Annotated in this window: 15 protein-coding genes and 1 other RNA gene; 14 read left to right on the top strand and 2 right to left on the bottom strand. The window is 42.5% G+C overall.

From position 1 onward, the window contains the following. The first annotated feature begins 125 nt into the window (after positions 1–125). From ssrA to MHB83_RS01380, 13 genes are all read left to right on the top strand, one after another. Positions 126–487: a transfer-messenger RNA gene (gene ssrA / locus MHB83_RS01440) on the top strand. 290 nt (positions 488–777) lie between these two features. Further along, on the top strand, positions 778–1,272 hold the full coding sequence (locus MHB83_RS01435) for a hypothetical protein (RefSeq protein ID WP_212045546.1): 495 nt from the start codon (positions 778–780) through the stop codon (positions 1,270–1,272). Between the two features lie 11 nt (positions 1,273–1,283). After that, positions 1,284–1,829, top strand: coding sequence for a hypothetical protein (locus MHB83_RS01430; protein WP_212045545.1), 546 nt, complete (start codon positions 1,284–1,286; stop codon positions 1,827–1,829). Between the two features lie 411 nt (positions 1,830–2,240). After that, entirely contained in the window at positions 2,241–3,851 is a 1,611-nt protein-coding gene (locus MHB83_RS01425; RefSeq protein ID WP_342496565.1) for a histidine kinase N-terminal 7TM domain-containing protein, read from the top strand. A 256-nt stretch (positions 3,852–4,107) separates the two neighbouring features. Further along, the gene (locus MHB83_RS01420; protein ID WP_003213149.1) at positions 4,108–4,563 is read left to right on the top strand and encodes a DUF6376 family protein; all 456 of its coding nucleotides are present in this window, start codon (positions 4,108–4,110) and stop codon (positions 4,561–4,563) included. 101 nt (positions 4,564–4,664) lie between these two features. Next, the gene (locus tag MHB83_RS01415; protein WP_137054397.1) at positions 4,665–4,970 is read left to right on the top strand and encodes a metal-sensing transcriptional repressor; all 306 of its coding nucleotides are present in this window, start codon (positions 4,665–4,667) and stop codon (positions 4,968–4,970) included. Positions 4,971–5,042: 72 nt separating this feature from the next. Beyond that, positions 5,043–5,249, top strand: coding sequence for a copper chaperone CopZ (gene copZ / locus MHB83_RS01410; protein ID WP_012011271.1), 207 nt, complete (start codon positions 5,043–5,045; stop codon positions 5,247–5,249). Between the two features lie 80 nt (positions 5,250–5,329). After that, entirely contained in the window at positions 5,330–7,765 is a 2,436-nt protein-coding gene (locus MHB83_RS01405) for a heavy metal translocating P-type ATPase (RefSeq protein WP_342496564.1), read from the top strand. Then, a complete protein-coding gene (locus MHB83_RS01400) occupies positions 7,762–7,896 on the top strand; it encodes a hypothetical protein (RefSeq protein WP_267885135.1) in 135 nt (44 codons plus the stop codon). The genes MHB83_RS01405 and MHB83_RS01400 overlap by 4 nt, the downstream gene beginning before the upstream one ends. Before the next feature lie 176 nt (positions 7,897–8,072). Continuing rightward, the gene (locus MHB83_RS01395; protein WP_003213370.1) at positions 8,073–9,350 is read left to right on the top strand and encodes a cation:dicarboxylase symporter family transporter; all 1,278 of its coding nucleotides are present in this window, start codon (positions 8,073–8,075) and stop codon (positions 9,348–9,350) included. A gap of 16 nt (positions 9,351–9,366) precedes the next feature. Continuing rightward, positions 9,367–10,812 (top strand): aspartate ammonia-lyase, encoded by a 1,446-nt coding sequence (gene aspA / locus MHB83_RS01390; RefSeq protein WP_050944151.1) that lies wholly within the window; start codon positions 9,367–9,369, stop codon positions 10,810–10,812. Between the two features lie 116 nt (positions 10,813–10,928). After that, complete coding sequence (locus MHB83_RS01385; RefSeq protein WP_003213283.1) at positions 10,929–12,245, top strand: sensor histidine kinase; 1,317 nt, start codon at positions 10,929–10,931, stop codon at positions 12,243–12,245. Further along, complete coding sequence (locus MHB83_RS01380; protein ID WP_003212842.1) at positions 12,242–13,174, top strand: response regulator; 933 nt, start codon at positions 12,242–12,244, stop codon at positions 13,172–13,174. Before MHB83_RS01385 ends, MHB83_RS01380 begins: the two co-directional genes overlap by 4 nt. Before the next feature lie 16 nt (positions 13,175–13,190). On the opposite strand, the gene MHB83_RS01375 is transcribed toward MHB83_RS01380, so the two are convergent. Beyond that, positions 13,191–13,799 (bottom strand): TetR/AcrR family transcriptional regulator, encoded by a 609-nt coding sequence (locus MHB83_RS01375; protein WP_342496563.1) that lies wholly within the window; start codon positions 13,797–13,799, stop codon positions 13,191–13,193. An 89-nt stretch (positions 13,800–13,888) separates the two neighbouring features. On the opposite strand from MHB83_RS01375, the gene MHB83_RS01370 reads away from it, so the two are divergent. Next, entirely contained in the window at positions 13,889–14,437 is a 549-nt protein-coding gene (locus MHB83_RS01370) for a hypothetical protein (RefSeq protein WP_003213116.1), read from the top strand. A gap of 37 nt (positions 14,438–14,474) precedes the next feature. Here MHB83_RS01370 and MHB83_RS01365 read toward each other — a convergent pair whose 3' ends face one another. After that, positions 14,475–15,413 carry a metal ABC transporter substrate-binding protein gene (locus MHB83_RS01365; protein ID WP_137054401.1) on the bottom strand — a complete coding sequence of 313 codons (939 nt, stop codon included), beginning with the start codon at positions 15,411–15,413 and terminating at the stop codon, positions 14,475–14,477.

Genomic DNA, 15,413 nt, shown 5'->3' with positions numbered 1-15,413 from the left:
TGCAGTAAACAATCACCGCTTTTCTTACAGAAACCACCAGTTGTTTCAAGCGATAAGATTGTTATAATAGTTATATACGGAAGCAGTTAAGCTGAACGTTTCCATCCCGTATATCCCTTTTACAAGGGGACGTTACGGATTCGACAGGGGCGGTTCGAGCTTGAGCTGCGAGCCGAGAGGCGATCTCGTTAACACGCACTAAATGTAACTGGCAAAACTAAAAGTTTTAACCAAAACTTAGCACTAGCTGCCTAATAAGTGCAGCGAGCTCTTCCTGACATCGCCTATGTGTCTGTGAGGAGCCCAATGAAGTAGGCTACGCTTACGTTTTCGTCTGAGGACGTAAGAAGAGATCCATCAGACTAGCTCTCCAAGCGCCCGTCAGCAGGCATGAGGCTGAGTGAACACCAAATATGTTGACTACGCTCGTAGACGCTTAAGTAATCGATGTCTCTGGACGTGGGTTCGACTCCCACCGTCTCCATCAAAACTTTTAGAATGCAGTCGTATCAAGGGTTTGAAAGCCCTTGATGCGGGTCTGGCAATATGAAAAACTGAGATTTGAATTCAAAAAGACGCTATCGATAGCGTCTTTTTTTTATGCTTTTTATTTATAATCCCTTACAAAAAATCTAAAAGAGGTATTTTTTACTAAAAAATGAGTGAATAGCTAAATATAACTATTTTTGAGCCGATGATTAAATGTAGGGATATTTAACTATAATTCCATAGATTGTTTATTGACTAATTGGATAATAGCAGAAGGAGACAAAGCTAATGTTAAACAAAGTAAAACTGAGATCACTAATTGGAGCTATGGTGATTGGGCTACTAATGGTGTTCGGCACGGCATGCGGGAACAGTGAAAAGGCAGAGAAAGAATATGTTGAATGGTACGATGAATACCGCGTCGATATCGAAGGCGCAATGCTTACATATGCAAAACGTATGATGGAGATCGAACCTGGCAGCAAAGAATGGTTCAAGTCTGTTAAAAAATCACTAGATGGCTTACAAAAAGTTGTTGATAGTGTAGAAAACAAAAAGAATGTGCCTGCCGCTTATAAAAAAGCGCATGAGTATTTACTCAAAGCAAACGCAGGGTATCAATATCTTATCGATGAAACACCAAGTTCTATCAGAACAATGAACGAAGATTCCGTTGACGCACTCGAGACGATTGAGAAAAAGGTTGACTCAGCACTAGATGAAACAAACAAAGCAGATGACGAAGTGAACAAAGTTAGAAAAGACAAAAAAGATAAGAAATGAGGAAACAGATCTTGAAAACAAATAAATCAATCATTGCAACAATCCTTTTAGTATTCGTATTAGCACTGACAACAGCGTGTGGTAAAACAGAAACATCAAGTAGCGAGTCATCAAACCAAAAACAAGAAAGCGCATCATCAAAAGAAACAACGGCTGATTTAGAAGCATACCTTGTATGGTATGATGATCATATGAACGCACTTGAAGCTGAAGCTGCAACGTATGACGATCTTATGGGTAACTCAGCCGTTGGGAATAAAAAATGGGAAGCGAAAGTCGATAAATCACTCAAACGCGCTCAGAAGCTAGTTAAAGAGGGTGACGACAAAGAAGATGTTCCGAGTAGCTTCAAAAAGGCGCACAAACACGTACTTCTTGCCGGTACTGATTATCAATACATTATTGACAACACACATGCTATGATTGCTGATTATGATATTGACCTTATGGAAGACATTTCGGTCAGCCATGACAACGTAACCGTTGATATCGGAAATGCAGATAAAGAACTTGATAAAGTTGTCTATGCAAAACATCTAAGCGGCAGCGAAAAATAAAAAAGGAATCGTCAATGAGTAAAGCAATCAACTCATCCAATAGCTATTGAAGCCGAACACAGCGGTTATGCCGCTGTGTTTTTTATAGGTTTTTTAGTGAAGATACCATTAATCTAGAATCTATTAAGAAAGCGGTGTAAAGCGATTTGTCCAAATAGATGTATTAAATGACGGCCGAGTTAAATGAAGCTTAAGGAAACGATTAGACATTGATATTTCTCTTATCACAATATGCTTCTCCCTCAGTGAAGCAAAAAAATAGTGAAAATAGGATAGGGCCTCACAAACAAAAAACAACCGAAACTTTACAAAAAAACTCCAACCAATTCAAAATCACACCTTCCCATTTGAGACGTCCTCATATATAGTTATATTAGACTAGTTCTAAATAACTGAAATTGGGGCGTTTACATGGATTCGATTGTTTTACATTTTATTGTGATCATGAGTGTTTCTGGCATTCTGTCCGTGATATTATCAATCATTGCTCATGCGAACCGCCACCGGTATATTGGCTGTCAATTGTTTATGTACATGTCTGGAGCAACTGCGATTTATATCTTTGGGCACACATTTGAATTATTGGCAAGTACACCTGGGGAGATTATGTTCTGGGTTTGTTTTCAATACATAGGTCTTCCGTTCATTGCGCCATTCAGTCTGATGATTGTGCTGCAATTTACGGGATTCCATCAATATTTCACAAAGCGCCGCGTGCTTCTCATCTTACTGATTCCAACTCTCACCACCATTATGGTGTTCACCAACTCTTTTCATTCACTCTTTTATCGAAGCATCACGATGAATCCAGTAGACGGATTTTTATTGGCTGACTTTACGATTGGCTATTGGTATATCATTCATGGCGTCTATACATTTGGCTGTTCGATGCTCGCTATTTTTATGCTGGTTTGGTTTTTGCGTGTTACAAAAAAAGAGTATTTAAAGCAGATCCTTATTTTGCTAGTGGGCATGTTACTGCCAATCACGACATCTTTTATCTATTTATTAGGCGTGACACCTCTTCATATTGACCCGGTCCCTGTGGTGATGTTTTTAACCAATGCGCTCTACTTATGGGCGATTATGTCGTTCCAGCTCTTTAAGCTCTCTCCCATTGCGATGGAGCGTGTGTTTGAGCATATGTCTGAAGGGGTTCTCATTTTAGATCGATACCGGACACTCATAGATTACAACCCCGCTGCTGCATCGATCATTCCAGCACTTTCTAATAAAAAGGGGATTGGCTATAAAATAGACGATATTTTCTCAGGGATCATCAAAGATACCGCGTTCTTCCAGTGGCTGCGTTCTCCGCAGGATCATTCGCAATATGATTTAATGTGGAAAAAGGAAGAAGATCAGTCCAGCTATTATCTTCTGACCGCTTCATCGTTATTTAATAGAAGAGGAGAGATCGAGGGCAGGCAAATTGTGATCAGTGATGTAACAGAGCAGCGTTTGCTGCAGGAAGAGCTGGAGCGTCGTGCGTATATTGATGGATTGACGAATATCTTCAATCGGTCTTCATTTATTGAACGAACGCAGATGATCCTGGAAGAGGATTCGCAAGATACGGCTGTTATGCTGTTTGATATTGATTTCTTTAAACAAATCAATGACACACACGGACATCATATTGGAGACGAGGCACTGCGTCATGTTGTCACCATTTGTCAGCAGCATTTACAAATGGACGATTTATTCGGACGATATGGCGGAGAAGAGTTTGCTATTTGTCTGCCGCATCATTCCTTTGAAGAGGCATGTCATATTGCGGAGCAAATTAGACATTCGTTTGAGACGAGTTTCTTTGAGACTGATGAGGAAAAAGTGCAAGTGACAGCGAGCTTTGGAATTGCTCATACAGCTTATGATCCCAATGTATTAGAAACTCTTCTATTTGAAGCGGACCAGGCCTTGTATATGTCAAAACGCCAAGGACGGAACCGGATTTATGCGTCCACTGGAGCGGACTATATGCTGTATGAAGAGCATGATCAGCCGCCGGCTTCTCATTGACGGTTGTCCTGACATTCGATATGATAAACATAACATTTGAACGGTTTCCTAAAGGGGAGTAGCTTTTACGGTTTGGTCGTCATTACAGAAGCAGCGATTGCTTCTCGGCCATTCCGGCATGAACAATGTTAGCCAGACCTTTGCCTATCACACATGAGGCAAAGGTCTGGCTATTTTTAAGGTCTTTTTAAGTCTGTGTGATAGGGAAGCTGAACAAATGATGCTTTTAATCCCACAGATGAAAGGATGATCGATCTTGAAAAAATATGTGATAGCTTTCCTATTTTCCGGAACGCTTGTATTAAGCGGGTGCTCCAGCTTACTTGATCAAGTCAACGATACAACGACATATGTCACTGAGGCAAATGACTATGTCACAGACATTCAGCAATTTACAGAAGACTTTCCAAAGCTCGCTGAAGAAGCTGTCCAAAACGCCGCCAAAAAGGCAGAATTAACGCAGCAGCTTGAATCATTGAAGGCAGACATTCAAGATTTTAATGAGGTCACAGCGCCAAAAATGGCAGAAGACCTGCATGCGCAAATCATTGAAAAAAATAAAGTGCTGTCAGAGGAAATTCAGACGTATTTACAGCAATTAAAAGCAGACAACATCGACGTTGCCGCCATGCTTGAGGACCAGCAAGGATTGATTAAGCAGCTTCAGCAATCCGTCAATCTATTGCAGGACATTGAACAATTAACAAACTAAAGCAAACACTATAGAGTGTATTCAGCATATCTTTGCCTTTTCCGGTGGAGATATGCTTTAATTTAGGTAAAGACAAGTCTTAATGGAAAAAAGGTGATCACATGACAGAACATGAAGAAAGACATATGGCTTCGCCTAGAGCCGAGAAGGATAAAGATCAATTGATCAATCGGTTGAAACGAGTGGAAGGACAAGTGCGTGGGATTCAGCAAATGATTGAAAACGATCGTTACTGTATTGATGTTGTCAATCAAATCTCCGCAGTCAATGCGGCTTTGAAAAAGGTCAGTCTTCATTTGATGGAAAAGCATACACATCACTGCGTAGCGGATGCGATCAAGAGCGGCAATGGGGATGAAGCCATTGAAGAGTTAATGACGGTCTTTACGAAACTGACAAAATCATAGCATTTATGTTTACATTGATACCCTACTAGAGTATAGTAAATTGTAGAAAATGATTGATGGAGGCGATGAGAAGTGGAACAAGCAACACTTCAAGTGCAGGGCATGTCTTGCGGACATTGCGTGAAAGCAGTCGAAGGAAATGTAGGAGAACTAGCAGGTGTTGAATCTGTAAAAGTCCATTTAGACAAAGGAGAGGTGGAAGTTTCATTTCACCCAGATCAAGTCACGTTACACCGTATCTCTGATGTAATTGAAGAACAGGGATATGATGTCGTATAAATGAACATACGTGCTGCATAACAGCACGTATTTTTTTCAAAATATAATACCCCCATGGTGTATATGGAGAGGTGAGGTCAATGAAGAAGGAAATCGACTTTCAAATTACGGGGATGACCTGTGCTGCCTGTGCAGGGCGCATCGAAAAGGGATTGAACAGGCTGGAAGGTGTAGAGGATGCCAATGTGAATTTGGCGCTGGAAACATCTCATATTGTGTATGAAGCAGAACAACTCACACCAGATGATCTCAAGCAAAAAATTCAATCTCTCGGCTACGATGTGGTGATGGAGCAAGCAGAATTTGATATAGAAGGAATGACGTGTGCAGCGTGTGCCAACCGAATCGAGAAAAAAATAAATCGGATGGATGGTGTCGATCACGGATCTGTGAACTTTGCGCTGGAGACCCTTCAGGTCACGTATCACCCAGGCCAAACGTCTACAAGTGATATAAAGCAAGCGGTTCAGTCCATTGGGTATTCTTTAATTGAACCAGCTGCAGATGAAGCAGAGGAAGGAAAAAAAGATCATCGCCAAGCAGCAATAGAGAAGCAGACGGCACGCTTTCTATCCTCAATGATCCTGTCACTGCCACTTCTTTGGGCAATGGTCAGTCATTTTTCTTTCACGTCTTTTATTTGGCTGCCTGAAGCGTTCATGAATCCTTGGGTTCAGCTGGCGTTAGCAGCGCCCGTTCAGTTCATTGTCGGCTGGCCCTTCTATGTAGGTGCGTATAAAGCGTTACGTAATAAAAGTGCCAACATGGATGTTCTTGTCGCACTTGGGACATCAGCTGCGTTTTTCTATAGTTTATATGAAAGCATTCAGTCAGCGGTTCAAGGCACACATGAGGCAGCCCTCTATTACGAAACAAGTGCTGTACTCATTACGTTGATCGTACTCGGAAAATTAATGGAAGCAAGAGCAAAAGGGAGATCATCAGAAGCGATTCAAAAGCTGATGGGCCTACAAGCGAAAGAAGCGGTCATCGAGCGAGAGGGGAAAGAGATGACTGTCCCTATTGCTGAAGTGAAAGTAAATGATCTTGTGTTTGTCAAACCGGGAGAGAAAGTGCCGGTAGATGGAGAGATCGTGGAGGGAACAACCTCAATTGACGAGTCCATGATTACGGGCGAAAGTTTGCCTGTTGATAAAACGGCAGGTGATGCGGTCATCGGGGCAACCATTAATAAAAATGGGTTTGTGAAAGTGAAAGCGACAAAGGTTGGGAAAGAGACCGCCCTTTCACAGATTATTAAAGTCGTGGAACAAGCACAGGGCTCAAAAGCACCGATTCAAAGGATGGCAGATCAAATATCAGGGATATTCGTTCCCATCGTTGTAGGAATTGCCATGCTTACCTTCCTGATTTGGTTTTTCTTTGTTGATCCAGGAAATGTGACGTCAGCCCTTGAAACGTTTATCGCAGTCATCGTCATCGCATGTCCGTGTGCGCTCGGCCTTGCCACACCAACCTCGATTATGGCTGGGAGCGGTCGTGCAGCTGAATCAGGCATTCTGTTTAAAGGCGGAGAGCATTTAGAAGTGACTCAATCACTCGACACGGTGGTTTTAGATAAAACAGGAACTGTGACAAAAGGGGAGCCGAGTCTGACAGATGTGCTGGCATATGCCAATTGGACAGAAGATGCGCTGCTACAGCTAGCAGGATCAGCAGAACAGCAGTCGGAACATCCGCTTGCTAGAGCCATCACAGACGGAATGAAGGAACAAGGTCTTGAAGCGGTCGAGATTGAAGCCTTCCAAGCTGACCCAGGTCATGGAATTGAAGCAACGGCAGCAGGGCGCAAGCTTTTGATTGGAACGCGTAAGCTATTACAGAAACATCATATCCCATATGATCAAGTCGAAGCATCCGTCACAACGCTGGAGCAGCAAGGGAAAACGGCAATGCTCGTCGCGATTGACGGCGAAGTCGCTGGCATTGTCGCGGTCGCAGATACGATCAAATCATCTTCACCTCAAGCGATCAAGCGTCTGAAAGAGCAAGGGATTCACGTCGTGATGATGACAGGTGATAACAAGATGACAGCAGAGGCGATTGCGAAACAGGCGGGCATTGATCATGTCATTGCTGAAGTCCTGCCTGAGGAAAAGGCGGCTCACATCGCGGTGCTTCAGGAACAAGGAAAGAAAGTCGCCATGGTCGGAGATGGTATTAATGATGCCCCGGCCCTTGCGACAGCGAATATTGGGATGGCAGTTGGAACTGGGACAGATGTCGCCATGGAAGCAGCAGATATCACACTCATGACAGGAGACCTCCATGCCATTGCTGATGCGCTTGAATTTAGTCAAAAAACGATGAGAAACATCAAGCAAAATCTATTTTGGGCGCTTGCTTATAATTGTATTGGGATACCGATAGCTGCTTTAGGACTTCTTGCGCCATGGCTTGCAGGAGCAGCAATGGCCTTTAGCTCCGTGTCGGTTGTATTGAATGCGCTCAGATTGCAGCGATTGAAACCGGTTAGAGAGGGAGTGGCACAATGAAGCTGAATGTCAAATGGATTTGGACGATTAGTGCATTGTTCTACGTTGCTCTTGTCCTTATTGGATATGCGATATACGATAGATTTTATCCACAACAAGATACACCAAGTGAACAAATGCAAAATCATTAGGACTTCGCCCAAAAGCGGAGTCTTTTTTTAACAATTTTGTGGAAAAACCCACCTTTTAAAAGATTTTTCATAAAAAATTCACTTCTTTTTGTTCCTTTTTGTCGTTTTTTGTAGGTTCATCGTTAAGATGCGATTAAGCAACAAAGAAAGCGTTATCAAAAAAAGGGGGTTCACGTATGAAAAAGTTAGGGTTAGCTTCACAAATACTCATTGCACTTGTTCTGGGTGTTATCGTGGGAGCGCTGTTTTATCAAAATGAAACCGTTATTAATGTGTTAACGCCGATTGGCGATATATTCATCCATTTAATTAAAATGATCGTTCTTCCAATTGTTATTGCTGCGTTGATTGTAGCAGTAGCTGGTGTAGGGGATATGAAAACCATCGGAAGACTCGGTGGGAAAACGATTCTTTACTTCGAAATTGTGACAACGATTGCATTAGCAGTAGGACTGCTTGCAGCAAACGTCTTCCATCCTGGTACAGGAATTGACATGAGCAACATGGAAAAAGGCGATATCTCTAAATATGAAGAGACATCGAAAGCTTCTTCCGAAAAAGCAAGTTTCTCTGAAACGATTGTGCATCTAGTGCCAACAAACGTTTTCCAATCCATTGCAGAAGGTGATCTATTACCAACGATCTTCTTTACCGTCTTATTCGGATTAGGAATTGCCGCAGTAGGAGACAAAGGGAAACCAGTGTTAGGGTTCTTTGAGGGTATACTCGAAGCCATGTTCTGGGTGACCAATAAAGTGATGAAGTTTGCACCATTTGGTGTATTCGCGCTCATCAGTGTGACGGTGATCAAATTCGGGGTCGGAGCGCTTCTCCCGCTAGGTAAGCTGGTACTTGTCGTTTACGGCACAATGGCATTCTTCGTGATTGTCGTACTTGGCATTATCGCAAAATTAGCTGGAACAAGCGTCTTTACACTATTTAGAGTGCTAAAAGAAGAAATCATTCTTGCATTCTCAACAGCAAGTTCAGAAGCTGTACTGCCTAGACTAATGGATAAAATGGAGAAGTTCGGCTGCCCGAAAGCGATCACGTCGTTCGTTATCCCAACAGGCTACACCTTTAACTTAGATGGAAGTGCCATCTATCAATCCATTGCCGCCATATTTGTTGCACAAATGTACGGCATGCCACTTTCCATCTATGAGCAAATTACGTTACTATTAATCTTGATGCTGACATCTAAAGGAATGGCTGGTGTACCAGGTGCATCAATCGTTGTTGTCATCACAACACTTGGTGCAATGGGACTGCCGCTTGAAGGACTTGCCTTCATCGTTGGGATCGACCGTATTCTTGACATGGTTCGTACAACTGTTAACGTATTTGGTAACTCACTTGCAGCCATTGTCATGTCTAAGTGGGAAAAAGTTTTTGATCAAGAGAAATCGAAGAAGTATATTGAGGAATTAAAACAACAAACAAAAGCAGCGTAAAAGGAGATCTTTTCAAATGACGAAGCTACAGGACAAGCAAGTTCGAATCGAACGAGACTTTCTAGGTGAAAAGGAAGTAGATACTCAAGCGTATTATGGAATTCAAACATTACGTGCAGTAGAGAACTTTCCAATTACTGGCTACCATGTTCATGAGGAACTCATCAAAGCATTAGGGATTGTCAAAAAGGCAGCCGCACTTGCAAATATGGATACAAAGCGACTATATTCTGGTCTTGGGGAAAAAATTGTTCAAGCAGCAGATGAGGTTATTGAAGGAAAATGGAACAATCAATTTATTGTCGATCCAATTCAAGGCGGGGCTGGCACTTCAATGAATATGAATGCCAATGAAGTCATTGCAAACAGAGCGCTTGAACTACTAGGAAAGGAAAAAGGCGCTTATACTGAGCTAAGTCCAAACACGCATGTGAACATGTCGCAGTCAACAAACGACGTTTTCCCAACAGCGATTCATATTTCAACATTGAATATGATTGAAAAACTACTTTATACGATGGAAAACATGCATCAAGTTATGACAGAAAAAGCGCAAGAATTCGATCATGTCATCAAAATGGGACGTACGCATCTTCAGGACGCTGTTCCAATCAGACTTGGTCAAGAGTTTAGTGCTTATGCAAAGGTTCTTGCTCGTGATATTAAACGTATCAAGCAGTCTAAACAGCATTTATATGAAGTCAATATGGGTGCAACAGCAGTCGGAACTGGCTTAAATGCTGATCCTAAATATATTCGCCAGGTGGTTGGCTATCTATCTGACATTAGCGGATTACCGTTAGTTGGAGCTGAAGACCTAGTCGATGCCACGCAAAATACGGATGCTTATACAGAAGTATCAGCTGCACTGAAAGTATGTATGATGAATATGTCTAAAATGGCGAACGATATTCGCTTGATGGCATCAGGTCCAAGAGCAGGCTTTGGTGAGCTTCACTTGCCACCAAGACAGCCAGGTTCATCCATCATGCCAGGGAAAGTCAACCCAGTGATGCCAGAGGTCATGAACCAAGTAGCATTCCAAGTCATCGGAAATGACCACACGATCTGTCTTGCATCAGAGGCTGGTCAGCTTGAGCTGAACGTGATGGAACCAGTCCTTGTGTTCAACTTGCTTCAATCTCTCAGCATCATGAAAAATGTCTTTGAGTCCTTCGTAGACAACTGCTTGCGTGACCTAAAAGCAGATGAATCTAGATTAAAAGAATATGTAGAAAAAAGTGCTGGTGTCATGACAGCGGTGAATCCGCATATTGGTTATGAAGCTGCTGCACGAATTGCCAGAGAAGCGATTCTTACAGGCGTATCTGTACGTGAGCTTTGTCTGCAAAATGATGTTTTATCAGAGGAAGAGCTTGATGTCATCTTGAATCCTTTTGAAATGACTAAACCAGGTATTGCTGGCGCATCACTTTTAGAAAAGGATCGTTTAGAAGATTAAGCAGCATCATGAGAAGCGCACACCGACAAAGTTCCGGTGTGCGCTTTTTTATGGATGTTTGTTTTTCTCAAGCCCACATAGTATACTATCGTCAATTATTAGGGATGTGACTGCGTTTGAATCTACTGAAAAAATGGCTAAATACAGAGCCTTATTTAATTGTGATGCTTATTGTACTGACACCGATTGGCGGAGAGTTTAAATTTTATCCATTTGAGGACAGCTTTCGGGTCAGCTTTGGAACCGTTGTCTTTTTCTTTATCCTACTCCAAATGAAAAAATTCCCAGCATGGGCAAGCGGTATCATTGCAGGGGTTTCTGTTTTTGCGTTTCGCGTGCTTCTTGATACAGCCGTCACAGGTCATCTTCCGCTGGAAGAGGCGATTTCTTTAAGATTTCCTTCCCTGCTTTATTACGTCGTCTACGGCACGCTCTTTTATTTATTAAAGGTCAGACGTTTCCGCGATCAGCCTTGGCTGATTGGAGCGACAGGTATCATCATGGAGCTATGCGCGAGCGTTGTTGAAATGATTGCACTTCGTGGCACCATCGATGAAATTTTAACGATGCGGACGCTGTTTCAACTTTTCGTGTTGGCGATTTTCAGAAGCTTTTTCGTGTTGGCTTGTTATACAATGATTCGATTATATGAAGAGCAGGCGAGAGAGCGTCAGATGAAAAAGGAGAAGGAACATCTGCTCATGCTCCTGTCTAATCTTTACACGGAATCTACATACTTTCATAAAACACTTGCACATGCTGAGCACATTACAGCGACATCCTATCAATTGTATCAATCCCTGCATCACGCAAAGGATGCAGAGTCATTGGATTTGAAAAAGCTCGGAAAAACAGCCCTGCAAATCGCAGGAGAGGTGCATGAGATCAAAAAGGATAACCAGCGGATTTTTTCTGCATTATCAAAGCTGATTCATGAAGAAAATTTTCAGGCGTATGCAAGTCCTGCGCATATTGCTGGGCTCGTGATTCGTATTCATGAAAATTACGCAGAATCTCTTAAAAAAAACATTGTCTTTCATTATGATGAAGATGGGCAGCATCCCGTCTATCACGTGTATACCATTCTATCTTTGTTAAATAATATCGTTTCCAATGCTGTCGAAGCCATTCCGGTGGATGGAGAGGTGTCACTCTCTATTTCCCAGAAAGAGAGCCATGTGATCTTTCAAATTAGTGACAACGGGCCTGGCATTAAAGAGCGTAATCATCATGTGATTTTTAAACCCGGTTTTACTTTAAAATACGATCAGGCTGGGAATCCATCAAGCGGTATCGGTCTTTCCTATGTAAAGGATACAGCGGAGAAGCTTGGCGGAAGTGTTGAGATGAAGAGTATCCCAAATAAACAAACGACTTTCACGTTAACGATACCAATGGATCAAGTTAGTAGAAAAGAGGGGATTGGGAGATGAGATTTTTTATTGTGGATGATGATGAAGCCGTGCGTTCTTCACTCGCTCAGCTTATTGAAGATGAAGAGCTTGGCTTCGTCGCGGGAGAAGCAGAGGATGGCGCAGAGTTAACGGCCAGCTACTTAAATGATTTGCACATTGATATCTTATGTATTGATCTATTGATGCCGGAACGAGACGGACTTGAAACGATTCGAGCCATTAAGGATGAGTTTCATGGCAAATACTTAATGCTGTCACAGGTAGAAACAAAGGAATTAATCGGCCAGGCGTATACGCTTGGTGTCGAGTATTATGTGACAAAGCCAATCAATCGTGTAGAGGTCTTAAGTGTGCTCCACCTCATGATTGAGCGGCTTCATTTAGAGCATTCAATTGAAAATATTCAGCACTCACTCAAATCCGTCATGCAGTTTCAGCAGCGCGGTCAGACGAAAACGAAGCAGCGTGGGAAAAGTCTTGCAGAGGCAGGCCAGTTCTTGCTTGCAGAGCTTGGAATTGTGGGTGAAAAGGGATCTAAAGATTTATTAGATATGATCCTCTTCACAGATCAGTATTTGGCGCTACATACCGAACATCATGATTCATTTCCTTCTTTAAAGGTCATTTTCACGGGTGTCACCGAGGATAAATTAAACGAGCCTTACACATCGGCAGACATTGCAAGAGAAGCGAAGGCAGCGGAACAGCGGGTGAGGCGTGCGATCAACCAATCCTTGAAACACATCGCTTCACTTGGGTTAACTGATTTTTCTCATCCGACCTTTGAAAATTACGCTTCTAAATTCTTTGATTTCACCATCGTGCGAAAGAAAATGAGTGAATTAACAAAAGAGACGAGCGGTAGAGAAGAACATACCCGTATCAATGTGAAGAAATTTGTGCAGGTACTCTACTACGAAGCAAAACGTATTTTTATGGAAGATTAAAAAAAGACATGCTCCCTCATGAGGGAGACATGTCTTTTTCGGTGATGGATTGCAGGTGCATCTGCAGTACGGAGCGTATGAGCTGAGGCGGTAAGCGATGAGGCTGCAAGATTCCATTCAATGCAAGCCCATTGATGACCGCATAAAGCCGCTCAGTTTCGACTAAAAGATCGATATGATCAAGCAAGAGCCCATCCTCTTTTAATTTCATTAAACAATATTGGGTCATTTGGAAAAGCTCGTCATACATCTTTGCATTGAGCGGCTGTAAATCAGGTTCAGTCATCGACTTGACTGTAAAAGCCTGCCACACCTCCATTTCAAATCTTCGTTCTTCATCAAGTGGGAGAACCTGCTCCAATAACGCGAAGACATTTTCTTCCGTTGAACCGTTCAGCTGAAGTCCTGTCATCCGCTCTTTGACTCTTTCCTGAATCAATGTCATAGAGAAAAGAAATAGCTCCTGCTGTGTGGAGAAATAATGACGCATAGAGCCCGCTGAAATGCCAGCTTCTACCGCTACTTTTCGTACAGAAGCGTTTTCCAATCCATCCTGTTTAATCACTCTCATGGCAGCTTGAGCGACTTTTTGTTTTTGTTTATAGTGATCGACGATTTTTGGCATACATTGATTTTAGCACAGCTATTGTTTTTTTAACACAGTTGTGTTATTTTTTATTTAACACAATCGTATTAAAAAGGATGTGGTGAATATTGATCGGGTTATTGATTGTGGCATGTGAAATTGGCTTTTGGCTGTTTATTCTGGTGGGGTTAACACTTCGTTATGTGTTTAGACAGAAAAAGTGGGGCGCCTTCTTCCTCATTTGTACACCGATTTTGGATCTCATACTTCTTGCAGCGACTTATATGGATTTAAGAGAGGGGGCTGTGGCAAGTGTCATTCACGGGCTCGCAGCTGTTTATATTGGGGTGAGTCTCGCTTTTGGACATCAAATGGTGAAATGGGCAGATGTCCGGTTTGCTTATCGATTTGCAGGAGGCCCTAAGCCGAAGGGAAGACCAAAGTACGGGAAGGAACGGTCTGTATATGAAATAGTCGGCTGGACGCGGCATCTCGTCTCTTATGTCATCGGAGCCGGTCTACTATTTGGGTTATCTTATCTCATCCAAGCACCAGAACGAACGGAAGCACTGATGCAGCTAGCGAGAGTATGGGGAATGGTCTTAGCCATTGATTTCGTCATTAGCATCAGCTATGTGATCTGGCCGAAAAAACACCCGCAAAATATAGCCAGCTAATAAAAAAGACAGGCGAACTCACTCCGCCTGTCTTTTCTTATGATGAAAGCCCTTTGTAAATGGTGTCAATATTCCATTTCATCATCTTATAGTAGCTGTCCCCATCCTCACCTTTCTTTCCAATGGAGTCAGTAAATACTTTTCCTTTAATCGGAACACCAGTTTCTTCAGATAGGCTTTCAAGGCTGCGTGGATCGACACTTGTTTCAAGAAAGAGCGCAGGCACTTGATGATCTTTGACGAAATGAATGATGCGCTTCATTTGTCCAGGTGTTCCTTCATTCTCTGTGTTGATCTCCCAAATGTAGCCTGCCTTTAGTCCATAGGCATCTGCAAAATACTTGAAGGCTCCCTCACTTGTCACAAGACGCTTTTTGTCTTTCGGCAGCTGGTCGAACTTGTCTTTTGCTTCATCATGAAGCGCTTGAAGCTTTTTGATATAGTCTTCTGCATTTTTTTCGTAATCCTCTTGATGCTCAGGGTCCGCTTTAATAAGTGCATCTCTGGCATTTTTAGCATACAGAATCCCATTTTCGACATTTAGCCAAGCATGTGGGTCCTGCTGGCTTTCGAGGCCTTTTGAAGATAAATGTTTTACTTTGACGCCTTTACTCATTTCGGCTACAGGTGCATCATCCCCGTCCTTGCCACTCGATTCGAGCAGCTTTTGAAACCAGCCATTCCCTGTTTCAAGGTTTAAGCCATTATATAGAACAAGGTCTGCATCCGTTGTATGCTGAACATCCTTTGGCAGTGGGTCAAATTCATGTGGGTCTGTACCAATGGGAACAATGCTGTGAATAGAGACATGCTCTCCGCCTACTTCCTTCACAATGTCATAAAGAATGGAGTAGGTCGTGACGACTTTTAATGTGCCGTCATCTTTGCCGGAATTATTTTGTTTTGTAGAACAGCCTGTGATGACCATAAGGGCAATGAATACTGCGGTCAAACGGATTGCAAATACCTTCTTCAT

Source organism: Bacillus sp. FSL K6-3149 (assembly GCF_038630515.1).
GTDB classification, from domain to species: Bacteria; Bacillota; Bacilli; order Bacillales; family Bacillaceae; genus Bacillus; species Bacillus pumilus.
The sequence above is the reverse complement of the archived record's forward strand: the minus strand, read 5'-3'. Positions and strand labels throughout refer to the sequence as shown.

Excerpts from the sequence above, each read along its gene's own strand:
- MHB83_RS01400 (WP_267885135.1), top strand. The coding sequence starts at position 7,762 with ATGAAGCTGAATGTCAAATGGATTTGGACGATTAGTGCATTGTTCTAC.
- MHB83_RS01395 (WP_003213370.1), top strand. The coding sequence starts at position 8,073 with ATGAAAAAGTTAGGGTTAGCTTCACAAATACTCATTGCACTTGTTCTG.
- MHB83_RS01425 (WP_342496565.1), top strand. The coding sequence starts at position 2,241 with ATGGATTCGATTGTTTTACATTTTATTGTGATCATGAGTGTTTCTGGC.
- MHB83_RS01435 (WP_212045546.1), top strand. The coding sequence starts at position 778 with ATGTTAAACAAAGTAAAACTGAGATCACTAATTGGAGCTATGGTGATT.
- MHB83_RS01365 (WP_137054401.1), bottom strand. The coding sequence starts at position 15,413 with ATGAAGAAGGTATTTGCAATCCGTTTGACCGCAGTATTCATTGCCCTT.
- MHB83_RS01375 (WP_342496563.1), bottom strand. The coding sequence starts at position 13,799 with ATGCCAAAAATCGTCGATCACTATAAACAAAAACAAAAAGTCGCTCAA.
- MHB83_RS01380 (WP_003212842.1), top strand. The coding sequence starts at position 12,242 with ATGAGATTTTTTATTGTGGATGATGATGAAGCCGTGCGTTCTTCACTC.
- aspA (WP_050944151.1), top strand. The coding sequence starts at position 9,367 with ATGACGAAGCTACAGGACAAGCAAGTTCGAATCGAACGAGACTTTCTA.
- MHB83_RS01415 (WP_137054397.1), top strand. The coding sequence starts at position 4,665 with ATGACAGAACATGAAGAAAGACATATGGCTTCGCCTAGAGCCGAGAAG.
- MHB83_RS01405 (WP_342496564.1), top strand. The coding sequence starts at position 5,330 with ATGAAGAAGGAAATCGACTTTCAAATTACGGGGATGACCTGTGCTGCC.